At 61.3% G+C, this 24,702-nt stretch carries 18 protein-coding genes; 13 read left to right on the forward strand and 5 right to left on the reverse strand.

All coding sequences use genetic code 11. The features are described 5' to 3' along the window. Positions 1 to 169: 169 nt before the first annotated feature. The 5 genes from ACM6I0_RS01655 to cobG all read right to left on the reverse strand — a co-directional run bounded on the left by ACM6I0_RS01655 (position 170) and on the right by cobG (position 12,133). A complete protein-coding gene (locus tag ACM6I0_RS01655; protein ID WP_414921326.1) occupies positions 170 to 7,246 on the reverse strand; it encodes a TcdA/TcdB pore-forming domain-containing protein in 7,077 nt (2,358 codons plus the stop codon). Positions 7,247 to 7,772: 526 nt separating this feature from the next. Further along, positions 7,773 to 9,476, reverse strand: coding sequence for a precorrin-3B C(17)-methyltransferase (cobJ, locus tag ACM6I0_RS01660; protein WP_414921327.1), 1,704 nt, complete (start codon positions 9,474 to 9,476; stop codon positions 7,773 to 7,775). Beyond that, entirely contained in the window at positions 9,476 to 10,207 is a 732-nt protein-coding gene (locus tag ACM6I0_RS01665; RefSeq protein WP_033063954.1) for a precorrin-2 C(20)-methyltransferase, read from the reverse strand. The genes cobJ and ACM6I0_RS01665 overlap by 1 nt, the downstream gene beginning before the upstream one ends. Continuing rightward, positions 10,207 to 10,833, reverse strand: a complete 627-nt coding sequence (locus ACM6I0_RS01670) for a precorrin-8X methylmutase (RefSeq protein ID WP_414921328.1) — start codon at positions 10,831 to 10,833, stop codon at positions 10,207 to 10,209. The genes ACM6I0_RS01665 and ACM6I0_RS01670 overlap by 1 nt, the downstream gene beginning before the upstream one ends. Next, on the reverse strand, positions 10,826 to 12,133 hold the full coding sequence (gene cobG, locus ACM6I0_RS01675; RefSeq protein ID WP_285431876.1) for a precorrin-3B synthase: 1,308 nt from the start codon (positions 12,131 to 12,133) through the stop codon (positions 10,826 to 10,828). The genes ACM6I0_RS01670 and cobG overlap by 8 nt, the downstream gene beginning before the upstream one ends. A 144-nt stretch (positions 12,134 to 12,277) precedes the next feature. On the opposite strand from cobG, the gene cbiE reads away from it, so the two are divergent. From cbiE to ACM6I0_RS01740, 13 genes are all read left to right on the forward strand, one after another. Further along, positions 12,278 to 13,489 carry a precorrin-6y C5,15-methyltransferase (decarboxylating) subunit CbiE gene (cbiE, locus tag ACM6I0_RS01680; RefSeq protein WP_414921329.1) on the forward strand — a complete coding sequence of 404 codons (1,212 nt, stop codon included), beginning with the start codon at positions 12,278 to 12,280 and terminating at the stop codon, positions 13,487 to 13,489. Continuing rightward, the gene (locus tag ACM6I0_RS01685) at positions 13,482 to 14,579 is read left to right on the forward strand and encodes a cobalt-precorrin-5B (C(1))-methyltransferase (protein WP_285431874.1); all 1,098 of its coding nucleotides are present in this window, start codon (positions 13,482 to 13,484) and stop codon (positions 14,577 to 14,579) included. The genes cbiE and ACM6I0_RS01685 overlap by 8 nt, the downstream gene beginning before the upstream one ends. Further along, positions 14,576 to 15,304, forward strand: coding sequence for a cobalt-precorrin-6A reductase (locus ACM6I0_RS01690; RefSeq protein ID WP_414921330.1), 729 nt, complete (start codon positions 14,576 to 14,578; stop codon positions 15,302 to 15,304). Before ACM6I0_RS01685 ends, ACM6I0_RS01690 begins: the two co-directional genes overlap by 4 nt. Before the next feature lie 192 nt (positions 15,305 to 15,496). Beyond that, the gene (locus ACM6I0_RS01695) at positions 15,497 to 15,799 is read left to right on the forward strand and encodes a type II toxin-antitoxin system RelE/ParE family toxin (RefSeq protein ID WP_285431871.1); all 303 of its coding nucleotides are present in this window, start codon (positions 15,497 to 15,499) and stop codon (positions 15,797 to 15,799) included. A 3-nt stretch (positions 15,800 to 15,802) separates the two neighbouring features. Next, positions 15,803 to 16,093: an addiction module antidote protein gene (locus ACM6I0_RS01700; RefSeq protein WP_285431869.1), complete on the forward strand. Its 291-nt coding sequence runs from the start codon at positions 15,803 to 15,805 to the stop codon at positions 16,091 to 16,093. 98 nt (positions 16,094 to 16,191) lie between these two features. Continuing rightward, positions 16,192 to 16,590, forward strand: a complete 399-nt coding sequence (locus ACM6I0_RS01705) for a DUF2946 domain-containing protein (protein WP_222589591.1) — start codon at positions 16,192 to 16,194, stop codon at positions 16,588 to 16,590. A 48-nt stretch (positions 16,591 to 16,638) separates the two neighbouring features. Next, complete coding sequence (locus tag ACM6I0_RS01710; protein ID WP_414921331.1) at positions 16,639 to 17,118, forward strand: copper chaperone PCu(A)C; 480 nt, start codon at positions 16,639 to 16,641, stop codon at positions 17,116 to 17,118. A 20-nt stretch (positions 17,119 to 17,138) separates the two neighbouring features. Beyond that, positions 17,139 to 17,588 carry a DUF2946 domain-containing protein gene (locus ACM6I0_RS01715; protein WP_414921332.1) on the forward strand — a complete coding sequence of 150 codons (450 nt, stop codon included), beginning with the start codon at positions 17,139 to 17,141 and terminating at the stop codon, positions 17,586 to 17,588. An 84-nt stretch (positions 17,589 to 17,672) separates the two neighbouring features. Further along, positions 17,673 to 19,790 carry a TonB-dependent copper receptor gene (locus ACM6I0_RS01720; RefSeq protein ID WP_414921333.1) on the forward strand — a complete coding sequence of 706 codons (2,118 nt, stop codon included), beginning with the start codon at positions 17,673 to 17,675 and terminating at the stop codon, positions 19,788 to 19,790. A gap of 93 nt (positions 19,791 to 19,883) precedes the next feature. Next, positions 19,884 to 21,263: a PepSY-associated TM helix domain-containing protein gene (locus ACM6I0_RS01725; RefSeq protein WP_414921334.1), complete on the forward strand. Its 1,380-nt coding sequence runs from the start codon at positions 19,884 to 19,886 to the stop codon at positions 21,261 to 21,263. 211 nt (positions 21,264 to 21,474) lie between these two features. Continuing rightward, on the forward strand, positions 21,475 to 22,263 hold the full coding sequence (locus ACM6I0_RS01730; RefSeq protein ID WP_414921335.1) for an ABC transporter ATP-binding protein: 789 nt from the start codon (positions 21,475 to 21,477) through the stop codon (positions 22,261 to 22,263). Next, positions 22,260 to 23,207 carry an ABC transporter substrate-binding protein gene (locus ACM6I0_RS01735; protein WP_414921336.1) on the forward strand — a complete coding sequence of 316 codons (948 nt, stop codon included), beginning with the start codon at positions 22,260 to 22,262 and terminating at the stop codon, positions 23,205 to 23,207. Before ACM6I0_RS01730 ends, ACM6I0_RS01735 begins: the two co-directional genes overlap by 4 nt. Continuing rightward, positions 23,204 to 24,214 carry a FecCD family ABC transporter permease gene (locus tag ACM6I0_RS01740; RefSeq protein ID WP_414921337.1) on the forward strand — a complete coding sequence of 337 codons (1,011 nt, stop codon included), beginning with the start codon at positions 23,204 to 23,206 and terminating at the stop codon, positions 24,212 to 24,214. The genes ACM6I0_RS01735 and ACM6I0_RS01740 overlap by 4 nt, the downstream gene beginning before the upstream one ends. Positions 24,215 to 24,702 lie beyond the last annotated feature (488 nt).

Below are 24,702 nucleotides of genomic sequence, written 5' to 3' on the forward strand. Positions count from 1 at the left end.
TTACAACCTTCGGCCTCGGCTTGGGCAAGATGGGTCCGGTCAATTGCCGTTCCTCCGATGGGAGGAAGCGGCCATAAAACGCGAGAAAGCGCTGTTGTCCTCCATCAACAAAAACGCCCCGAAAGGGGCGTTTTTGCGTCTTGGCCGAGAGAAACCGACCTGCGCGCCTTCAAGCCAGCGCTAAACGCTCCGGCATCGACGGTGCACGGCTCAACGACAAGAGCTGTTTAAGACCGATACTTTGCGAGTGAGCCTTTTGCGCCACCAGCGCGGCGACCAAGGTCGAAACAGCGCACGACACATACCCTTCCATCGAAAGAAACACATCGCCACGCCCGCTCACGTCGCTGCCATGCACGCCCCGGAATATCAAACTGTGCCCGTTGTCCGCATCGACAATCACCAAGTGCTCATCCACCAGGCTCGCCCATAACTGATCGGCAACCTTGATATCCCAGATCAACTTGCCTGGAATCAAAGGCGGCTGGCCCAGTGCATAGCGGCAATCGACAATCACCGATTCAAGTTTCAACCAGATCGCGAGGGTGAGCCGGCTCGTGACGGCGCCTTGTCCCATCTTGAGGACCAGGATGCTGACATCATCGGCGAGCAATGGCAGCAGGTCCTGACTCCTCGCCGGAGCGTCGATCACCTGCACTTCGGCTGTTCGCTGGACATAGTCGAGCGGCCCGGCATGGACCTTTTGCGGATAGGTGCTCAGGCGCCCTTCTGGCCGTTCATGCAGCAGCACGCTGGTTTGCTTCTGAGTGCCGATCAGCTCGTAGGCGAACCTTATGTCGGTATTCGCGACGCGGATCAATCGCCCGGTTTTAACCACAAACCATTGGTGACTGTCGGGCGCTGCAACGGTTAGAAAAGGTGCGCATCGATGCTCGTTAGCGAGCGCCAGCAAGGCCTCGCTCAAGTCACCGTCATGGCTGGCAACCCAATGACCGTCGACGCCGGTAATCAATGCCGGCTCCCGGTAATCCAACGCCAGCTGGATGCCTTCAGGGGTTGTTGCCCGAAGGCCTGCACCGTCGACCGTGACCTCGGCAAAGCGCCACGAATCCCACTCCCGCTGCGGTGCCGGCACTGCCGTCGCGGACACCTGTCGCGAACCCTCGGCGAAAGCCTTATCCAGAACCGCGACGTCGGTGAAGTCCTGCCGATACACGCCGCCCGTTGAAAGATCAAACAACCAGACGGCCTGTCCATCCGGGGAGACATTGAGCAAGCGCACCGGTTTTCCATGGCCAAGGCTCGAGAGCAGGAGCCGATCGCCCACGTACCAGGCGCACAGCTTCGTATCGCCTGGGGTGCTGATCAAACCCAGCAAGGCAAAGCTTGAGACCGGGTACTGCGTCGCAATGCCGGGCAGTGCCGACCACCACTGCGGCCGATCCAGGAACCAGGCGTCGGCCAGCCCGCCAAATTGCAGATGCCCCTGTTCGCTCAGATTGTAAAAAAGCCCGGCATCGGTGAGGGCGACATAACCCGAATCAAGGGCAATCACCTCCTTCAACCCCGTTGGCGCGATGTGCGTGTTGACCCATTGCCCGCGATCGCCTGCCACTGACCATTGCTGGCGCACCAGGGTGCGGTGGGTCTTATCAAAAGTGACCATCACATCGGCATCGGCGCCGGCCGGGCCAATCAGCACCAGGTCGTCCAGCGTCTTGATCGAATCCGGCCACCCTCGTGCGCGGTGCCCACGGGCAGGTGCGCGAATGATCCTGCGATCCCTGTCGCGAACCCACACCAGATCCCGCACATCGGCCTCAATCAGCCAGCAGACAGAGATCAACGCCGCAAACTGCCAATCGACTGTATGGCTGGCCTTGGGCGGCACAAAGTCGCCCAGGATCGGCGTCCAGTCAGCCAGCGTGTCTCCCGCCAATAATGTCGCTAACGCTGGGTCGAGGTTACGGGTGATGGAGCACAGCAACGCCCTCTGCTCATGAACCAGGAAGACGAGCTCATCATGAGCGCCGTCCTGGCGCGACACCTTCTGGACGATCTGAATGGCACCGCTGGCCAGGAGAGTAACGCCGGTGATCTGGGTGTCGGCATTGGTCACCCATAAGCGATAGCGCTGGATGAGCGTGCCGGTGGTCGCGTCGACCTGCCAGATTTCATACCCCTGGGGATGATAAAAGTAGGCGCAGCCCTGCACGACGGCTCCCAGCATGACCTCGTCGGCCAGCAACACGTCGTGGTTACGGATGTACAGGAAACGATCCTGAGCCACGTCGTAAAAGGCCACGACGGTCCTGGGCTCGTCCGGCTTTTCGAAGGGAACGACAAACCCGTGGACCGGGGTGTAAGGCATCGCCAGCCTGTGCGCTTGAGCCAGCGTCTTGAAGTGATCGAGCAATGCCTGCTCGCCAAGCGTGACGCCGGCCGCTTCTTCGACCAGCACTAATTGCAGGGTGTTCTGGTCCAGACGCAGGACTTTGTTGCCTGCCAGATTGAACAGCACCTCGCGCCGGGCGGTCCCCGTCAGCTTGACGCCAACCATGCCGGCCGAGAATTGATCGGCGCGTGTTATCTGGATCGCCTCTTCGCTAAGCCAGCGGGCCTCAATCACCCAGCGCATGACGCCATTACCCGGCGCATCGAGCTCCAGGCTGACGCCGGGGTTGAGCAGGACCGAGCACTGGCTGCCGGCACCTTCGATACGGTAGGTAATCAGGTCGTGCCACACCTTGGGCAGCACGGGCACCACCAACGAGCGTTCGATGCGGTCGAGGCGGACGTTGAATACGGTGGGTTTGTAGACAGGGTTCAGCCGACTGATCACGTATTCGCCGGGAAACGAATAAAACGAGAACAGAAACTGCAATCGACCGTCGCTGTCTTTCTGCTCCAGCCGACGCGCCGTATCGAACCCGGCGTCATGGCGGGTCGTGGCAAAGGGCAACAACGTGTAATCGTAGCCGTACCAGGTTTTGGGCGTGCAGGGCAGCACGATCGTCTGGCCGGCCAGTGGCTTGAACGCAGCCGTGTCGGGCAGTCCAAGACCCTGACGGATATTGATGCCGCGCTCATAATCGACATCGAAATCCGGGACACCCAGGTGGTCATGTAACGGGAATAATCTCGGGCTGTCGAAGCGCACGATCGATGCGCGCAGGTCCAGCTCGGCGAAACCCGGCAGTGGATGAGCGATCCAGGTATTGGAGGCTTCATCCAGGTGATACCCGCCCTGCCGATAAGCACTTTCGAGGCGGCCAAAAAACTGTCCAACCTGTTTGGCTTCTTCTGCAATGGCGGCAAACCCTTCGGCCAGCGCGGCAACCCCCACGGCCAGACCGCCCAGAATGACACTCGCGCCACCCAACACCGCGGCAGCCGTGCCGGCCCCGACCAGGGCGGCACCAATGCCCGCGGCAGCCAGCGCCGCGCTGGCAGAATCGAAGGCCAACTGACTGCCAAACTGCGCCTTTTCAATGTCATTGGCCGCGTGGTTCAACTGATAGATATCGAACCCGACATTCACCAACCCCAGCACGGTCCCCACGCCTTCATTACCGATATGCCCCAGCGCCCCGCGCACCAGCGGAGCACTGGTGCGAGCAATCACCTTCTCGTCGTTCAGCGCCTGCCGGACCAGTTGGATGACGCCCACCACATCCACCACATTGCCATGCACCAACTGGGCATGATTCACATAGGCATGCAGGCGAATGGCCGTGGTCAGGGCATTGTTCTCTTCGCTGGCGGCCTTTTCGTGATGACGCAACGCGTTCATCAAGGCTTGTACGGTAAAACCGGCGTTGAGGGTGTGGACGCTGCCGGCCTCCGTGGGATCGACCTCATTGACGGGCTGGCGGCCGCCCAGGGTTTCGAAGACCCGGGACAGGTATTGCTTGATCCCGATGAATCGATGATCGCCGCTGGTGACAGACATCATGGCCTGTCCGGCTTTGGGATTGACCAGGCTCAGCGTGTACTCGCCGGTCGGCGTGACGTGCAGCGTTTCAAACAACGGTACGGTATCCGGTGACAGTTGATGCTGCGCCTGTAACTGGCGGGTCGCCTGCGCAATCTGCTCTCCCCACCCCTGCGCATCAAGCTCCAGCAACGAACGGCCCAGCGTGGCGTTGTTCACCAGGGATTGGCCGCGACCGCTGGCCAACCGTTGCCGCAGCGGGGGTGTCATCTGCTCCGGCAGCGGCCCGGGCTCAAACAGAGTGGAAAGCGGCAGGCCGGAGCGGAACACCTGCCGGTTCAGTGCGTCGCCATCGAGTGCGATCAGGTCAAACTGCGGGCGCCCCCCGACGAAGGACGCCGCGTAGTTCCTGGCCATTTCGTGCTGGATGAAAAACGCGGTCAGCGCCTTGCTGAACGAGTCCGCTTGATCGAATTCGAAGACACCAAAATTCGGATCGAAAAAATGCCAGGTGCTCTGCCCGGCGTTGATTGTTTTGGCGACCAACATGGCATGACTGTCAGTGTTGAGCATCAAGGTGCAGGTTAAGGGTTGCGCCTCCAGTCGTGCCACGACACCCGCCAGATCGGCGCGAGGCAACGTCATGCCGATCTCGCTGAGCTGAACGCCGCGAAGCTCCTCGAGCATGCTCAGGAAGGTTTTGGAATCGCTGTCCCTGGCGGCGATGACGCCCAGATAAAACCGCTCACGCAACGTGTTGGCCGCCTGACCGCCCTTGGTGATCGCACCGGCCATGCTCAAGGCCAGAGGCAGGCAACGTCCAGCCACGCGGTCGCCGGTTCCTTCGAGCAACAAGTCCTGCGGCACCAGTTTGAAATAGCCCTCGTCGAAACTGCCCAGCACCTCCTCCGCGCGTTCGACAATCCGGGTCCGGTATTCAAGCTTCGCCACTTGCTGAATCCGGGCAACAGATTGGCCCCATTGATACAGCGTCAGGTCCTGCGCAAGCGCCCGCTGCCTGAGTTGAGTGGCCGTTTCGGCGAAGCTCGGCGAATGCTCGGAACCACTGCTCAATCCGTCTTCGAAAGCGGGGCTGTGGACGTTGAACAATGCATGCTCTATCGCCGAGTAAGCGAGGGACGGCCCCAGCTCTGCCACCGTGTTGGCGAGGTTTTCCAGCTTTGCACTGACGGCGTCGAAGCTTCGGTTATCCAGCATCGTGGCCCCCGACAATGCCCCCAGCATCAGGCGTTGCAACGGATTCACCTGGCCGATGGGCAGCGATTCCCTGGCGATCCGGTTGAGCAATTCACCCACCGCCAGGTCTCGCGTGTCGGGGTCGGGGAGCGAAGCCGGCGGCCGCACACTGGCCGGCTGCGCGATGATCAGTTGCCGGTCATCGAAGCTCAGGGACACCCACTGATCAAACGTCACGCTGCCGGTATGGCGTTCACGCATGGCTTGAAGGAACGGCTTGCCGAGATGATCAGCCAGGCGTTGCAACACATCGGTGATCAGCACGTGGCGACCTTCGATAACCGGCCAGCCTTCCTCGAAATCAATGCGTTGATAGTCAAGCAGCTGCGTCAGATCACCGGCGTAGCGCGCCTTGAACGCCCCTGCCTTCCAGCGTTTTTTTTCCTCGGCGAGCCATCGGTGAGCATTGCCCTCGGCCTCTTTCCAGGAGTGGTCCAGCTCCTCTTCGGTAAAGCGGTTGACGCTATCGGCGAGTATCGCCTCTGCGTTCCATTGCTCAACAAGTTCAGTGGTGTAAGGCATCTGCAAGGCATCAGCCATTGCGTGGCGTACCGCTGCGGGTCCTGTGAGATAGATGGTGCCGTCACTGCCCGGCAGCAGGCCATCACCAAAATAGCCGACGACGCCCCGCATCAAGAATTCGGCAGCCATTTCTTCAAGCTCGGGCAACCTGTCCAAGGGGCCGAAGGTTTGCTGCGCAACTTCCTTCGCTATCTTGCTCAGCGCCTGAACATCGGACAAAGGGACGCCGTCCTGGACGGCCCGCTGCGTCACTGCGTCGAGAACGTCGTAGTTGATCCTGAAGCGCTTGAGCACGGCACCCAGCATTTGCGACTTCGCGTGCGCCATCAACCATGCATTGCTGAGGCTGTTGGAGTCGATGACAGCGCGCAGACCATCGAGTCGGACACGTTGGTCTTGTGGCAGAAGAAAAACATCGGTCAACGCGGGTGTGTTCTTGGCAAAACGCTCAAGGGTTTCGCGATGTTGCAGAGGAATTCTCTCCAGAAAACTTGCGTACTTGTTTGCCTCACGGCCCGGCATCCACTGCGGGTTGTGATTGAGCAGCAACTGCACAACGCCCAACCGCGCATTGGGATCGAAGTGACTGACATCCACTGTGCCAACGGAGTCGGCCAGTGGCGGCAGATTATCGACATCGGAATAAATACCGCCTTCGGCAAATAACACTTCGACCCGCACCACATCAGAGGCCGCTGCCAGGTTTCCCCGTAGTCGGATTTCACGCTGATAAATATCGTTCACTTGAAACGAAGACTGTTCTGTTTTTACATCCCGTCGTTCCAGCCCCTCGAGGGCGACGCTGCGCAGGTTTTTATCGCGCAACGCCTTGAGCGCCACTTCATCCTGAGCATAAGCGCGCACGAGAAGATCAACTCTCGCGTCGTCGGCGCTTCCGCCTTTTTTTACCACCTCGTTGATATGCTCAAACATCTGCGTCTTGAGCACGATCGCCCGTTCTTCGTAGCGTCGCTCCAGTTCTCCGGGGTTATCGAGCGTGTCTCCTCCTTGGGTCATGGCGTGCGCTTTCGCCGCCTGGATAATGATCCGGTTGGTTTCGTGGGCGAGCAGCGCGTCACTGTCATACCAGAGTTTCAATGTATAACCCCGATGCGCCAGCACCTGCTTCCAGACATTGATGTAGTCGCGCTGAATAGCCCCCAGACCGCCCCCCAGCCAGACAAAGTGCAGAGTCTTCGGTACGTCGACGGGTATCGATTGAAGGAGCATGACGTGGCTGTTCAAGCGGTCCTGAAAGGCTTCAACCCTGTCGTGGATCTCCATCAGGTCCGGTGCCTGTGTCCCTTTCGGCTGAGGTGGGTGTTCCAGCTTAGAGGCTCGACGACGTCGCCCTTGCGGTGTCTGCAAGTACGCCAGGGCTTCCTTGAGCAACGCGACCGGCTCACGTTGTCGCTCGGGGGCCAAGACACGGGTACACGCAAGGTAATACCGCACGATCGCCTCGTATTCGGGCGTTCCCTTGAAGTCTTTGAGTGCCGTTTCAAGTTCAGCACGTTGAAACAAAGCGGCAAACTCCTTGAACCCGTCCGCCACCCGGTTATCGATATTCATAACGCATCACATCCTGTCATCGTTGAGAACGCTGGATAAGAAACAGTGGGCGGCGCAGCGCAATGCCTCGATATGTAATCGGAGCGCGACCCATCGTGAATGATTGAAACAAGTCGAAAAAGAGAACAATGATTAATAAAGCAAGCGACTGTACTTAACCAGCGTAACTTGCAAACCGCTCAATCAGTGCCAACTTCGAAAAACACTAAACGACGACCACAACAACTTCAACCAACTCGCGAACTCATTAATTAATTACACTTAATCCCGATATATAAGTGTAACTTTTGATCTTTACCTGACATGTTTATTAACGACTGGCGCATGGCCGCAAACAGCATGGGCTGTGTCGGTTGTTTCACAACATGACGGTCAAAGTAACGAAGAGTCCTGAACGGATTTGGGCATTTTCCAGCCGCGTTATGGCGATGTACGACGGGTTTGCGAGCGAGTTTCCAGGGAGGCGCGGTGAAAAATCCTACGCACTGAAAGAGAAGTTGCGGCCAGCCGGGCTGGCCGCGATGGCTTAACCAGCTGGCTTGTCGCCGTACCAGCGTGGCGTATACACCCACTGGCCACCCTCGGCACGAGGGAAGGTGCTGGTTGTCGAGGAACCGATCAGCACCATGGTGCGCATGTCCACTTGATCCGGGGTCAGCTGCCCCAACGTGATTACACGCAGGGTCTGCCCCGGACGGCCGATGTCCCGCCCCAATACCACCGGCGTTTCAGCGGTGCGGTGCTGCGCGACAATCTCCAGCGCACGGCCCAATTGCCACGGGCGGGAACGGGATATCGGGTTATAGAACGCCAGCGCCAAATCGGCCTGAGACGCCAGGTCCAGGCGTTTTTCGATGATTGCCCATGGCTTGAGGTTGTCCGACAGCGACATGACGCAGAAGTCATGCCCCAACGGCGCACCGGCCTGGGCCGCCGTCGCCAGCGACGCAGAGACGCCCGGAAGGATTTCCAGATCAACGCTGTGCCAACTCGGCTCGCTCGATTCATGCAACGCTTCAAGCACAGCGGCGGCCATGGCAAACACGCCGGGATCACCCGACGATACGACCACCACCGAGCGCCCTTGAGCGGCCAGTTCGAAAGCATGGCGAGCGCGCTGCATTTCCTCGCGATTGTCGGTGCAATGCAGCACCTGATCATCACGAAACGGACCGGCCATGCGCACGTAGGTTTCGTAACCGAGCACATCGTTGGCGCGCGCCAGTTCAGCCTTGACCGCCGGCACCATCAGCTCGGCGGCACCCGGGCCCAGACCGATCACCGCGAGACGCCCGCGCGCACGACCGATCTGCGCTACGTCCAGCGGCTGGCTGGCCAGCGCAATCGCCAGGCCGTTGCCCTGCGAAACGATGGCGGCGTCCGGCAGCGCGTGACGGGCCAGTACGTTGGCGTCGCCGCCAACCGAGGCAAAACGCAGCGGCACGCCCAACTCAAGTGCTGCCTCACGCAACGCCGGGTTGGCCATCTGCTGCTCGCTGGCGAGCAGGCACGCCAACGATTGCACGGCGATGTTCGCCTGCCGCAGCGCCGTGCGAATGGCGCTCGGCACCTGCGTGATTTCGCCACTCACAGCCACCAGCACGCTGCGCGGGTAGATCATCAATTCATTGGCCGCTGGCACGCGCTCGGCACTGCCGATGTGGATCGACAACGCGGCCTCGGGATCTTCCGGCAACTGCGCTTGCGCCAGCCAGGGCGCAGCGCCTTCGATGCGCACGGGTTGGCCCGCCAACAGGTCCGAGACAAAGCGTTTGCCCAGCTCCAGATCGCCCAGCGTGTAACCGCTCGGTGGATTGAGCAGGCACGTACCGAAGCGCAATTCGCCGCTGGTGGTGATGGCCGCAGAGACGTCGAGCCCGGCGGCGATTTCCCGCGCCATGACGTTCACTCCACCCAGACCGCCCAGCAGCGGCACTACCGCGCTACCGTCTTCGGCCACGGCCAGAACCGGCGGCTCGGCGCCTTTTTCCAGCAGCAACGGTGCCAGGGTGCGGATGACGATGCCGGCCGCGCACAAGGCAATGATCGGGATGTCCTGTTGATAGAACTCACGCAAGGTCGCGCCAAACTCGTGATAAACGCGGTCGGCGCCTTCAACCCGCTCGGCCAGGCCATGGATCAATGCGCCGGGGTACACCTGCGCAATCTTGCGCGCAGTGGCAAGGCTGCCATTGCCCAGAATGACAATGGCCGGAACTGGACGGGACATCAGCCTTGCCACCTTTCGCCGGGAACGATGATCAATGAGAAGTACGGCGAGGACATTGGTTCGACCTGATCCAGCGGCACGATTTTCTGATTGGCCATGGTCGCGCGCTCGACGTACAGCGCACGCTGCGCCAGGCCGAGTTCTTCGAGCACCTGGCGGACCTTGGGAAAGTTGCGCCCCAGCTTCATGATCACCGCCGCATCGGCATCCGCCAGACGACGTTTGAGATCATCGTGAGGCAGCACGCCGGACAGCACTGACAGGCTCTGATTGCGATACACCAGCGGCGCGCCCAGGACAGAAGCGCCACCAAGCATCGAGCAGACACCCGGCACCACTTCGGCCTCATAACGCTCGGCCAGACGATCGTGCAGGTACATGTAGGAGCCATAGAAGAACGGATCGCCTTCGCAGATCACCGCCACGTCTCGGCCAGCGTCCAGGTGCGCGGCGAGTTCTTCGCCCGCCGCATCGTAAAAATCGCTGATCACTTGCTCGTACGACAGCGGCGCCGGCAACGCTTCGGTGGTCACCGGATACACCAGTGGCAACAGCGTTTGCGCGTCCTGCAAATGCGCTTCGATGATGCCGAAGGCGTTGCCCTTTTTGCCCTTGGCAACGAAGTACGCCACCACGGGTGATTCGCGTAACAGGCGCAGGGCTTTGACGGTAATCAGTTCCGGGTCACCGGGGCCGACGCCCAGGCCGATCAAGCGTCCAGGCTGCTGCATCATTCGATCTCCGTGGCGAGGGCATTAACGGCGGCGGCGGCCATGGCACTGCCACCCAGCCGGCCCTTCATGATGACAAACGGCACGCCGCGACTGTCCGCCGCCAGCGCTGCTTTCGATTCGGCTGCGCCGACGAAGCCCACCGGAAAGCCAAGAATCAGCGCCGGTTTTGGTGCACCGGCGTCGAGCATTTCCAACAGATAAAACAGCGCCGTTGGCGCGTTGCCGATCACCACCACACTGCCTTCCAGGTGCGGACGCCACAGCTCCAGCGCAGCGGCGGAGCGGGTGTTGCCCAGCTCAAGGGCCAGCTGCGGAACACTGTCGTCGCGCAGGGTGCAGATGACTTGATTGTTCGCGGGTAAGCGCGTGCGGGTCACACCTTCAGACACCATCCGCGCATCACACAGAATCGGTGCGCCAGCGGCCAGCGCATCACGCCCGGCCTTGCCCGCGCCGTCAGAAAATTGCAGACCGTCGATCGCATCGACCATGCCGCACGCGTGGATCACCCGCACCGCGAGTTTTTCCAGGTCGGCCGGAATGCGCTCAAGGTTGGCCTCGGCACGAATGATCGCGAAGGAGTTGCGATAGATCTCCTGACCGTCGCGGATGTAATCAAGCATCTAGGGGGCTCCGTGAGCGGTCGTCGAGCAAGGCCGCGACCGCTTCAATAGTAAGGTTGCGTGCGTGCAGCGCGCCGAAACCCGGCTGCGCTGCATCGCGAAAATAGAGGTCGTAGTGACCGGGTGAAACCGCCAGCAAGGTGATCGGCGCACTGTGCGCCGCCGCGCAGGAACGCGGGCAACCGGACACATGCACATCCGGGGTCTTGCCATGGCCTTGCAGCAACGCCGCCAACTGCCGGGCATCGCCCTTGGTGTCGGCCAGGCCTTTGGCGCAGCCGGTCGAGCCGGTGCAGGCAATCAAATGCGTCAGGGCATCATCGGCCGAGCAGCGCAGGCCGAGCTGTTCGAGGCTGTGGATAACGTGCGCCGCCTCATCGACGGGGACACCGGGTAACAACAGACTTTGCCAAGGTGTGAAACGCAGACTGCCGTCGCCGCGCTCTCGCGCCAGTTGCGCTGCGCCCCTGAGCATCGAGGGATTGAGGCGGCCCAACGGCGGCACCGCGCCTATATAGACATGCCCGGCATCACGCTGCGGATGCGCGCCGATGTGCAAGACATTTGAGCTGACTGTGCGCTGCCAGCCCTCGATGGACTTCAATGGCACGCGCTCGGCCAGGCGGGCGAGAAACAGGTCGAGCGAGCATTCGCCGAGCAAGTGCCGCATGCGGGTCTGCTCGGGGCGCGCACACTCCAGAAACAGCTCCAGCACCGCGACCACCAACGCGTGGCCCTGCTCCAGCGACACCGCGCCCGCCGGCAGGTCCGCCGGGCATCCCGCCAAGCCGAAGGCGAAGACGCGCTCGCCGTTGCGCTCGGTGGCGGACAACCACAGATCATGGGGATGTTCGAGCATCGCCAGACCTTCACCGCCGTCGAGTTGCACGGCGAATTTGGCGCTGAGGTCGTGAAAGCGTGCATGGTTTTGCAGCGTGGCAAGGATCTGCCCGGCCAGCGGACGCGTGTCGAACAGCATCTGCTGATCGATGCCGGCGCTCGGGCTGAGCATCAGGTTGCGCACATCGTCGCCGCCAGCGCTGCTTGGGCCCAGTCCGGTGGCCATCAGGCTGTCGATCAATGCACGGTGTTCGCTGCCGATCCCGCGAATCTGCAGGTTGGCGCGGTTGGTTGCCTCGATCACGCCGCCGGCAAAGCGCTCGGCGGCCTCTGCCACCGCGTCGGCCTGCGCCGCACTGATCGAGCCGCCATTCAATTTGATCCGGCAAATGCCGCCATCCAATGCCTGGACGATACGCAGCAACCCCGGGCAGGCCGAGGGGCGTAAGGCTGTGGACATCGGACGTTCGTTCAAGGGGGCGACCGGCTGTGTGGGAAAGGCGCTTCGCGGGCGAAGGCGCGGTATTATGCCTGCTTTGTTCGACGGCATGAAAAGCCTGCCCGTCGGAACAGTCCGTTTGAGGACTTTTTTTGAGGACGGCAGATGTCACCGTGGCTGACAGTAGTGGGAATCGGTGAAGACGGCTTCAAGGGCCTGGGCAGAAACGCCCGGCATGCCCTGCTGCGCGCTTCGCGGATCATTGGCGGGCAGCGGCAGCTGGATTTGCTGCCCGTGTGCATTCGCGGTGCGCGGCAGTTGTGGCCCAGTCCATTCTCCCTTGACCCTGTCCTGGCGCAGCGCGGGGAACCGGTCTGTGTCTTGGCCAGCGGCGATCCGATGTTCTTCGGTGTCGGCGCCAGCCTCGCCCGGCAACTGCCCAGCGACGAAATGCAGGTCTTGCCCGCACCGTCCTCCTGCTCGCTGGCGGCGGCGCGAATGGGCTGGCCATTGCAGGACGTCGTGACGCTTTCGGTGGTGGCTCGCCCGGTCGCCGCACTCAACGCACAGTTGTTCAGCGGCGTACGGTTGCTGGTGCTGAGCAATGACGCACAGAGCCCGGCCACTGTCGCAGCGCTGCTGCGTGAGCGCGGTTTCGGCCCGAGCCGTCTCAGTGTGCTGGAACATCTGGGCGGTGCTGACGAACGACGTATCGATGGCGTCGCCAATGACTGGAACGATCCATCGGTCGCCGATCTGAACCTGATCGCCATCGAGTGCATCGCCGATCCAGAGATGCAGCGCCTGTCGCGACTGGCCGGCCTGCCCGACTCGGCTTTCCGGCACGACGGTCAATTGACCAAGCGCGACGTGCGCGCCATCACCCTGGCACGCCTCGCACCGGTGCCCGGCGAACTGCTGTGGGATGTCGGCGCCGGCAGCGGCTCGATCGGCATCGAATGGATGCGCGCCCACCCGACCTGCCGGGCACTGGCCATCGAAGCCGATGAAGGCCGGCAATTATTGATCGAACACAACCGCGACGCCCTTGGCGTCCCTGGCCTGCAATTGATTCGCGGCAGTGCGCCGCTGGCGCTGGCAGGGCTCGAACGTCCGGATGCGATCTTCATCGGCGGCGGCGTCACCCGCGAGGGCGTGCTCGACACCTGTTGGGCGCAACTCAAACCCGGTGGCCGGCTGATCGCCAACGCGGTCACGCTGCAAAGCGAAGTGACCCTGATGGCCTGGCGTGAACGCCATGGCGGCGAACTGACCCGCATCCACGTCGCTCAGGCCCAGCCGCTGGGGGACTTCGACACGTGGCGACAGGCGTTGCCGATTACCCTGCTGGATGTGACGAAGCCTTTCGATGCGTGACGAAACCGCCGAGCAACCTGCCCCTCTGCGCAGTGGCCTGACCACCGGCAGCTGCGCCACGGCCACCAGCCTGGCGGCGGCTCGCTTGTTGCTGACCGGGGTGAGCGCTGACGCCGTAGAGATCATTTTGCCCAAGGGCAAGCAGGTGCAGATGCGCCTGGAGTTCTGTCGCCTGATCGATAACGGTGCCGAAGCCGGGACGATCAAGGACGCGGGCGATGACCCCGACGTGACCCACGGCGCGCTGTTGTATTCCCAGGTGCGACTGAGCCCCGAGCCCGGCATTCAATTCAAAGCCGGGCGTGGCGTCGGCACTGTCACCCGACCGGGCCTGGTGCTGGGCGTCGGCGAGCCGGCGATCAACCCAGTGCCGCGCAAGATGATGACCGATCATCTGACGTCTTTGGCTGCAGAACTTGGCTACACCGGCGGCTTCGAGGTCACCGTCAACGTTGAGGACGGCGAAGCGCTGGCCCTGAAAACCATGAACCCGCGACTGGGGATTCTCGGCGGGCTGTCTATTCTTGGCACCAGCGGCATTGTCCGGCCGTTTTCCTGCGCGGCCTACATCGCCTCGATCCATCAAGGCATCGACGTCGCCAAGACCAATGGCTACCTGCACATCGCCGCGTGCACCGGTAACGCCAGCGAAGACACCATGCGCCGGGTCTACGACTTGCCGGAAATCGCCCTGATCGAAATGGGCGACTTTGTCGGCGCCGTCCTCAAGCACCTGCGCAAAGTCCCGGTGGATAAACTCAGCCTGTGTGGCGGCTTCGGCAAGATCAGCAAATTGGCGGCCGGGCATATGGATTTGCACAGCCGACATTCGAGCATCGACCTGCCGCAACTGGCCGAATGGGCCGCCGCGATTGGCGCCGACGAGGCATTGCAGCAAGGGATTCGCGAGGCCAACACCAGCCAGCAAGCCTTGGCGATGGCCAGCGCGGCGGGCATCGCCCTCGGTGACGCGGTGTGCCAGCACGCGCTGGAGTTTGCCCGCAGCGTGGTGCCGGCGCAGGTCCAGGTTGAAGTCTTTGCCATCGATCGCCAGGGCGGGATTGTCGGCCATGCGGGAGCTTTTCAATGAGGCGCATGTTGTTGCTCGGCGGCGTCACCGAAGCCCTGGCCATCGCCCGGACCCTGGGGCCGCAGCACATCTACAGCCTGGCCGGTGTCGGACGGGTGCCAACGGACTTGACCTGCCAGGTGCGCGTCGGCGGTTATGGCGGCGCCGAAGGCCTGACGCAGTTCATTCGCGAGGAAGGAATCGATCTGCTGCTGGACGCCACCCATCCCTACGCCGCACAAATCAGCCAGAACGCCGTGACCGCCGCACAGTTGTCGGGCATTCCTTGCTGGGCGTTACGACGTCCCGCCTGGCAGCCACAGGTCGGCGATGACTGGCGAGACGTCCGCGATTGGCCCGAGCTGATCGAAGCCTTGAAACCCTTCCATCGACCGCTGTTCACCCTCGGCCGCGAACCGTTGCAGCACTTGCACGAAATCCCCCTGGAGCAATTCTGGACCTTGCGCGCCCTGGACGTTTACCCCGGCAACGAACGCTGCGAAGTCATCGGCGCACGCGGCCCGTTTCTGATCGAAGACGAACGGGAGCTGTTTGAACGCCGGCAGATTGATGTGCTGATCAGCAAGAACAGCGGCAGCACCGCGACGGAGCCGAAACTGGAAGTGGCGCGGGAACGCGGGGTGCCGGTGATAGTGTTGCAGCGGCCGGTGTTGCCGGGGGTGGATCGGGAGTTTAGGTCGGTGACTGAAGTGCTGAATGTACTGCACGTGTCAGACGATTCCTGAGACATCCATCTCTTTGCGAATTTGCTGGCAAAACTCTCGGACGTATCCGGCTATCCGCTCCATGGCTTCAATCTTATAGTCCGTGCCTCTGATCCTAATAAGCAGACCCACCTTTGAATTCTAAGGGAAGACTAAATTCGGCCCGAGTAAAGTGTGGCTTGCCAACTTGTATCCCACGGAATACGATCAAACATGATTGACTTCGAGCAATCCCACACTTTTGCCGACTGGCTTGATTTACTGAGAGACACCACTGGTAAAGCTCGGATCATCGCAAGGCTCCGAGCTGCCGAGCATGGAAACTTCGGTGACTGCGAACCGGTAGGCGGGGCTGTTTATGAAATGCGAGTGCACTGCGGTCCAGGCTACAGGATGTACTTTACCCGCCGAGGGGAGGTGGTTTATCTGCTGTTGGTGGGTGGTGACAAGTCCACTCAAAAACGAGACATCAAACGCGCAATTCAAATGGCGCAAAATATCGGAAATGAGGAGTAAATCATGACCGAACAATTCACCCGTTTCGATGCCGCCGAATTTCTCAAAACACCCGAAGAAATGGCCGCCTACCTGGACGCCTGTTTTGAAGAGGATGCTGGCGACGGAGTACTCATACGCGCCGCCCTTAATGACATAGCGAGAGCAAAGGGCATGACCCAGATTGCCCGCGATGCAGGCCTGGGTCGTGAAAGTTTGTACAAAGCATTGGGAAGCACTGGCAATCCAGAATTCGCGACTATCATGAAGGTTATGAAAGCACTGGGCCTGCGCTTGCATGCCACGACGCGGTGATCGCGCTGCGACACCACACCGCACGCCGCTTTTTTACTTATCGGCCCTGATCAGGCTAAATAGCCGCGCCTGATCTCCCACCCAACGGAATGTCTTCCATGTCCCGACAACGGCTTGCAATTGCCTGGATCGCCTGCTTCGCAGTGCTGTTCAACATGCTCGCCATGCCGATGACAGGAGCCATGGCGCAGTCGGCGAAATCACCCGCCGAGCAGTTGTTGTGGGGCAGTTTCTGTACGTCCAGCGGCACCAAAATGGTGGCGATTTCCCTGGGCGACATCGAACAAAAAGCGCCGCAGAACGACGATCATTCCAACATGCAGCATTGCTGGTGTTGTTCGGGTTCTGCGCCGTTGGTGGCATTGCCGGGGCACACGCCACAGCTGTATTACACGCGTTTCGAGGCCAATCGAAGCCTGCCCGCCGCCTCGCTCGACACCCCCACTCCGCGTCAGCAATGGCCCAGTCTCAACCCCCGCGCTTCCCCTCTGGTGTGATTCCTTCTCGCAATTGACCTGCGTTTTGAATCGCTCTGGAGAACTGCCATGTTGAACAAACTCATCGTTCTGGCCGCATTGCTGCTGCCTGCCTGCTTTGCCAATGCCCATGAATACAAAGCGGGAGAATTGGAGATCGCGCACCCGTGGTCGCAAGAATTGCCACCCAATGCCCCGACCGTTGCGGCGTACTTCGTGATCGACAACAAAGGCAAGACGGCTGACCGCCTGCTGAGCGTCGATTCGCCGATTGCAGGCGAAGCCCAGCTGCACGAGCACGTCATGCAAAACGACCTGATGAAAATGCAACAGGTGCCAAGCGTCGACATTCCTGCCGGTGGCACCGTCATGTTTGCGCCGATGGCCTATCACGTGATGCTGGTGAACCTCAAAGACCGCAGCCTGCTGAGCGACGGCAAACGGTTCCCGCTGACGATGCACTTCGAAAAAGCCGGGGACGTGACGGTCGACGTCGCGGTGCAGAAAAAGCCGCCAGAAGAGATGCAGATGCACGCTCACGCCCAGTAATCGACTGAGCAGAAAACGCCATGCGCCCGTCTAGCGCCAGGCGATCCACACACCGTCGTCAGTCTCCGGGGCTGACGCGCGGCAGCTGGATCAGCTTGTTCGCCATGTTGATGATCTTTATCGGCCCGCTGATTTCCCAGTCGATGCCGATGGATCAACGCGCGTCCTCGATGACCATGAGCATGTCGATGGACATGAGCATGGACATGTCGGCGATGGAACACGCCGACCACGGCGCGCAACCCGCCGCCGAGCATTGCCCTCCCACCGCCTCGCATCACGCGCTCTGGGAAAAATGTGGCTATTGCAGTTTGCTGTTCAATTGCCCTGCGCTGACCGGCGGCCAGTCCTTCGTCGCCTTCGATACGCCAACAGCCACCACCTACACCGCCCCGTCCCCTCGCTTGGGCCATGCCCGGCAAACCTTCTTCCCCGGCGCTCGCACCCGCGCCCCGCCCATCGTCGCGTAAACACCCACCTCTGATTGCACACGGTTTCGAAGACAGCTTCAGGCTGCCGGCCGTGTCGTTTACGACTGTTCGATGGAAATTGTCATGTCCAGGTTTTCTGCTGACACACGCTTGAGCCCTGCCCAAGCTTTTTTTGCCCCGAACGAATCGAGCATTCGTTTCAGGCACGCCACCGCCGTCCTTTGCGGTGCCCTGCTGACACCGATGGTGCACGCTGATGAACACGCGAGCCACAGTGAAGAACTGAGCCCGACGGTCATCACTGCCATTGCGCCGAGTTCTCCGCTGACCATCGTCACCAACCCCAAGGACCCGCGCCAACCCGTGCCGGCCAGCGACGGTGCCGACTACCTGAAAACCATCCCCGGCTTTGCCCTGGTGCGCAACGGCGGCACCAACGGCGATCCGGTGCTGCGCGGCATGTTCGGCTCGCGATTGAACATCCTCACCAATGGCAGCCAGTTGCTCGGGGCCTGCCCAGGGCGGATGGACGCGCCAACCTCCTACATCTCGCCGCAAACCTACGACACGCTCACCGTCATCAAGGGACCGCAAACCGTGCTTTGGGGACCTGGCGCATCAGCCGGGACCATCCTCTTCGACCGGGAACCGGAACACTTCGGCGAACTCGGCACCCGGGTGAACGCCAGCGTGTTGGCCGGTTCCAACGGCCGTTTTGACAAAGTAGTGGACGCCGCTGCCGGCGGGCCGCTCGGTTACGTGCGGGTGATCGGCAACACCGCGCACGCCGACGACTACCGGGACGGCAACAACGACACCGTGCCGTCACGTTATGAAAAGTGGAACGGTGATGTCGCGCTCGGCTGGACGCCCGACGCCGACACCCTGTTGGAACTGACCGCCGGCAAGGGCGACGGTGAAGCGCGTTACGCCGGGCGTGGCATGGACGGCTCGCAATTCAAGCGCGAGAGCCTCGGACTGCGCTTCGAGAAGTCGAACATTGGTGACGTGCTGGACAAGGTCGAAGCGCAGATCTACTACAACTACGCCGACCATGTGATGGACAACTACACCCTGCGCACGCCGTCCGGCACCGGAATGATGAGCGGCCCGATGGCGTCCAACGTCGACCGCCGCACCCTCGGCGCGCGGATCAAGGCCACCTGGCGCTGGGCCGATGTGCAGTTGATCAGCGGTATCGACGCGCAGACCAGCGAGCATCGCCAGCGCAGCGCCATGGGCATCGACGTCTACAAGGACCTGCCGTACACCGAGGATGCCGATTTCCATAACTACGGCGTGTTCAGCGAACTGACCTGGTACGCCGCCGAGCGTGATCGACTGATCAGCGGCGCACGCCTGGACCGCGCCTCGGCCAAGGATTATCGGCAGACCACAGGCTCGGGAATGATGACGCGCCCCAACCCGACCGCCGACGAAACCCGCGCCGACACCCTGCCGAGCGGTTTCGTGCGTTATGAACACGACCTGGCCGACAGCCCCACCACGCTGTACGCAGGCCTCGGTCACACCCAACGTTTCCCGGATTACTGGGAGCTGTTTTCACCCCAGTCCGGCCCCGCCGGTTCGGTGAATGCCTTCGATTCGATCAAGCCGGAAAAGACCACCCAGCTCGACTTCGGCCTGCAATACAAGACCGAAGACCTCGAAACGTGGGCCTCGGGCTACGTCGGGCAAGTGCGCGATTACATCCTGTTCAACTACACCCCGACGCCAATGGGCACCACCTCGCAAGCCGAGAACATCAACGCTCGAATCATGGGCGGTGAACTCGGCGCGGCTTATCAACTGACCACCAACTGGAAGACTGACGCAACGCTGGCCTATGCCTGGGGCAAGAACAACAGCGACGGCAACCCGCTGCCGCAAATGCCGCCACTGGATGCGCGTTTCGGCCTGACCTACAGCGAGGACAACTGGAGCGCCGGAGCCTTGTGGCGGGTGGTCGCAGCGCAAAACCGCATCGACCAGAACAAGGGCAACGTGGTGGGCAAGGACTTCGGCAAAACCCCGGGGTTTGGCGTGTTTTCGCTCAACGGCGCGTACCGGATCGACAAGCACTGGAGGGTCAGCACGGGCGTCGACAACCTCTTCGGCAAGGCCTACGCCGAGCACTTGAACCTGGCCGGCAATGCCGGTTTTGGCTACCCGGCCAATGACCCGCAGGCCATCAAGGAACCGGGGCGAACGCTCTGGACCAAGGTGGACATGAGTTTCTAAAAGCATCGCGGGCAGGTTCACCACCGTCGAGGTGGGAACGAGCCTGCTCGAAACAAACAACTAAAAGATCCATGCCAAAGCGGAGCACATGAGATGAAACAGCCCAAAGTGAATTTCTACAACCTGGCCTGGCGCTGGCATTTCTATGCCGGTCTGTTCGTCGCGCCATTCATGGTGATGCTGGCCCTGACCGGCGTCATTTATCTGTTCAAGCCGCAACTCGATCCGTTGATGTACGGCAGCTTGATGAACGTTCCCGCCGGGCATCACAGCGTCTCGGCCGACGAGCTGCTCAAACGGGTCAAAGACGCTTATCCACAGGCCACGATCAAACAGTACCTGCCGCCGGTCAACGCCGAGCGCAGCGCGCAATTTGTCGTCCTCAATAACGGCAGCGAACTCAATGTGTTCGTCGATCCGTACCACAGCGACATCCTCGGCGAGCAAGATGCGAAGAAAAACCTGCAAGCCGTTGCACGGGCGATTCACGGTGAATTGATGATCGGCACGGTCGGTGATCGACTGGTCGAACTGGCCGCTGGCTGGGCCGTGGTGCTGGTGGTGTCCGGCGTATTCCTGTGGTGGCCGCGCGGACAAGCCGCCGGCATTTTGTGGCCGCGCTTGAGCAGTCGCGGGCGCGTGCTGTGGCGCGATCTGCACGCCGTCACCGGGTTCTGGGGCGCGGCGTTTTTGCTGGTGATGCTGCTCAGCGGCATGACCTGGACCGGGTTCTGGGGCAAGCAATACGCGGGTGTGTGGAACGTGTTCCCGGACGCGATGTGGAATGACATGCCCAAGTCCGATGTCGAGGCTCGCAGCCTGAATACCGCCACGCGCCAGACCGTGCCCTGGGCCATGGAAAACACGCCGATGCCGATGTCCGGCGACCACGCCGAGCACATGACCCACGGCGCTGCGCCAGCCGGTCCCGCAGCACCGACCGTCAGCCTGCAAGACGTGCAGAACATCGCCGTGCAACGCCAGGTCGAGCCGGGCTACAGCATCACGTTGCCGACCACGGCAACCGGCGTGTTCACCATCGCGGTGTTCGCCGACGACCCGCGCAACGACGCCACGCTGCATGTCGATCAGTACACCGGCAATGTCCTCGCCGATGTGCGCTACGAGCAATACGGCACTGTCGCCCGCGCCACGGAAATCGGCGTGATGCTGCACGAAGGCAAGATGTTCGGTGCGTTCAACCAGATCATCGTGCTGCTGATCTGCCTGATGATTTTGCTCAGTGCGGTCAGTGGCGTGGTGATCTGGTGGAAGCGTCGGCCACAGGGCAAATTCGGTGTGCCGCCGCTGCGTCACGACCTGCCGAAATGGAAAACCGCCATGGTGATCATGTTTGCATTGGCGGTGGCATTTCCGTTGGTGGGCGCCTCTTTGGTGGTGGTTTGGGTATTGGATCGCGTGCTGTTGTCGCGCTTCACCCGGCAAACTGAATCGGCCTCACCTTCATCGTGAAACAAGCGAGATGCGCGGATTAGAGAGGCCTGTAGACTTTCCGCGCTTATCTCGCAGTCATGATCGTTCCCACGCTCTGCGTGGGAATGCAGCCCGGGACGCTCTGCGTCCCAAAGCGGACGCGGAGCGTCCATTGAGGCATTCCCACGCGGAGCGTGGGAACGATCCCCAAACAGGCATCAGCCATCACCCAATACCTCAGAGCAAACGCATGACCTCGCTGAACCTCACGAACCTCGCCTGGACACCTCTGGGTCATGGCCATTGTCATCACCAGTTCCAGCTGCGTGACGCCTCGTTGCACGTGGCCGCCGGGGAGTTTGTCGGGTTGATCGGCCCCAACGGCAGCGGCAAGACCAGCCTGCTGCGTTGCGCTTATCGCTTCAGCAAACCCGAGAGCGGCGAGGTCCTGCTCGATCATCAGAACGTCTGGAAGCAATCCTCACGCTGGTGTGCACAACGCATCGCCGTGGTCTTGCAAGAATTTCCTGACGCCTTCGGCCTGACTGTCGACGAGGTGGTCGCCATGGGCCGCACACCGCACAAAGGCCTGTTCGACGGCGACACGATAGAAGACCGAAATCTGGCGACCCAGGCATTGGAATCCGTCGGTCTCAGTGGTTTCGAAGGCCACGCCTTCGCCACCCTCTCCGGCGGCGAAAAACAGCGTGTGATCCTCGCCCGCGCCTTGGCTCAACAACCGCAATTGCTGATTCTCGACGAGCCGACCAACCACCTCGACCCGCGCTATCAACTTGAGCTTCTACAGCTAGTCAAACGCTTGAAGATCGGCACCCTGGCCAGCATCCACGACCTCAATCTTGCCGCCGCTTTCTGTGATCGACTCTACGTCATCAATCACGGTCGCATCGTCGCCAGCGGCACACCAAAAGAAGTCCTGACCGCCCCGCTGTTGCGCAATGTCTTCGGCGTGCAAGCGCTGATCGATGAACACCCCTTGCACGGCTACCCACGAATCACCTGGATAACCCAACCATGACTTTGCGTTCCCTGCTTTGCGTCGCCCTGTTGCTGGGCAGTGCCCAGGCATCGGCCGAGGCCACGAAATACCCGTTGACGATCCAAAGCTGCAACCGCGAAGTGACCTTCAAGCACGCGCCTCAACACGCGCTCAGCCACGACATCAACATGACGCAGATGATGCTCGCTCTCGGCCTCAAACCGAGCATGGCCGGCTACAGCGGTGTGACCGGCTGGAAATCAGTGACGCCCGAGATGCAGACCATCCTCGACGGTTTGCCGGAGCTTGCGGCGAAGTACCCGTCGGTGGAAACCCTGCTCGACGCCAACGTCGATTTCTTCTTTGCCGGATGGGATTACGGCATGCGCGTGGGCGGTGACCTCACGCCGCAGACCTTGCAGCCGCTGGGCATCAACGTCTATGAGTTGACCGAGTCCTGCGCCTTCGTGATGAAGCGCCCGGCCGCCACGCTGCAAGACACCTACAACGACCTGCGCAACCTCGGCGAGATCTTCGACGTGCAGGACCGCGCCAACGCCTTGATCGCGCAAATGCAGGCGCAAGTCGCCGAGGTGCGCAAAGACCTGCCGGCGGACAAGCCCCGCGTCTTTCTTTATGACAGCGGCGAAGATCGCGCCATGACCTCCGGCCGCCTCGGCATGCCCCAAGCCCTGATCGATGTGGCGGGCGGGCGCAATATTCTGGATGACGTCGAGTCGAGCTGGACCCGGGTCAATTGGGAGACTGTCGTCGAGCGCAATCCGCAGGTGATCGTGATCGTTGACTACGGCGAAGTCACCGCTGAACAGAAGGAACAATTCCTGCTGAACAACAAGGCGCTGCAATCGGTGGACGCCATCAAGAACCAGCGCTTCATCGTGATTCCGTACGTGCAGGCCACTCCGGGCATCGACAACGTGCTGGCGGTTGAAACCCTGGCCAAGGGATTCCACGGCGAATGATCAATCGTCGCTACGCCTTGTTGTTGATAGCCCTCGGCAGCCTGTTGCTGGTGTCGTGCGTGGTCTCGCTGGGCTTCGGTCCGGCGCGGGTGCCGGTGGACGTGGTGTGGCGGATTCTGCTGCAAAAAGTGTTCGGCGCAGGCGAGGTGAACTGGACCGCCGGACAGGAGCACATCGTGTGGCTGATCCGCGTGCCGCGCATGTTGCTCGGTGCGCTGGTGGGCGCCGGGCTGGCGTTGATCGGCGCGGTGCTGCAAGCGGTGACGCGCAATCCGCTGGCCGATCCGCACCTGCTCGGCGTCACCTCTGGCGCCACCCTCGGCGCGGTGATCGTGGTGCTGCATGTGGGTGAAATCATCGGGTTGCTGACCTTGCCGATCGCGGCATTTATCGGCGCGTTGTCGAGCATGTTGATCGTGCTGATGATTGCCAACCGCAACGGTCGCCTGGACAGTGATCGCCTGTTGTTGTGCGGCGTGGCGGTATCGTTCGTGATGATGGCGATCGCCAATTTGCTGTTGTTTCTCGGCGATCACCGGGCGAGTTCGGCGGTGATGTTCTGGATGCTCGGCGGACTTGGATTAGCGCGCTGGGAATTGCTCGCCGTGCCTGCCGCCAGCGTCTTGCTCGGGCTTGTATTGTTGCTCGGCATGGCCCGACCGCTGAATGCCTTGATGGCCGGTGAACAGACCGCCGTGACCCTCGGGTTGAATGCTCGCACCGTGCGGCTGCGGGTGTTCTTGATTGCTTCGTTGATGACCGGCGTTCTGGTGTCGATCAGTGGGTCCATCGGGTTTGTCGGGCTGATGGTGCCGCACATTGCGCGTCGTTTGGTCGGCGCGGAGCATCGGCGATTGCTGCCGGTGTGCGTATTGACGGGCAGCATTTTCCTCGTCTGGGTCGATGTCGCCGCCCGCACCCTGATCGCCCCGGAAGACCTGCCCATCGGCGTCGCCACTGCGGCCATCGGCGGCTTGTTCTTCATCGGCCTGATGCGCCGCCGCTGATCCCTCAGAAAACCACAAGTCCTGTGGGAGCGGGCTTGCTCGCGAAAGCGGCGGCACATTCAGCATCACTTTGCCTGACATTCCGCTATCGCGAGCAGGCTCACTCCTACAAGGGTTTATCGTCGTTCACAGGTTCCGCATTCACCACAAATCTACTGTGGGAGCGGGCTTGCTCGCGAAGGCGGCGGCATAGCCAACATCAATGTGACTGACACACCGCTTTCGCGAGCAAGCCCGCTCCCACAGGGGGATTGTGATTCTGGGGTTGTCTAGATGTGTTTATGCGAACGCAAAATTACCGGACGTTTCCCACGACTTTTTCAGGTTGTTCGTCGGACGTGGGCTGTCTAGTCTGGGGCTGTCACTGCACATCAGTGATCGGGTGTGAGAACCCGGGAAATATTAGCCATGCAGTACTCGTATCAGCATAATTGCCGTCAGCTTATCCGCTGCCTGCAAATGCGTTATGGCGGCTGTGTGTGGGCGGA

It is taken from the genome of Pseudomonas sp. IT-P294 (genome assembly GCF_949767865.1).
Classification (GTDB): Bacteria; Pseudomonadota; Gammaproteobacteria; order Pseudomonadales; family Pseudomonadaceae; genus Aquipseudomonas.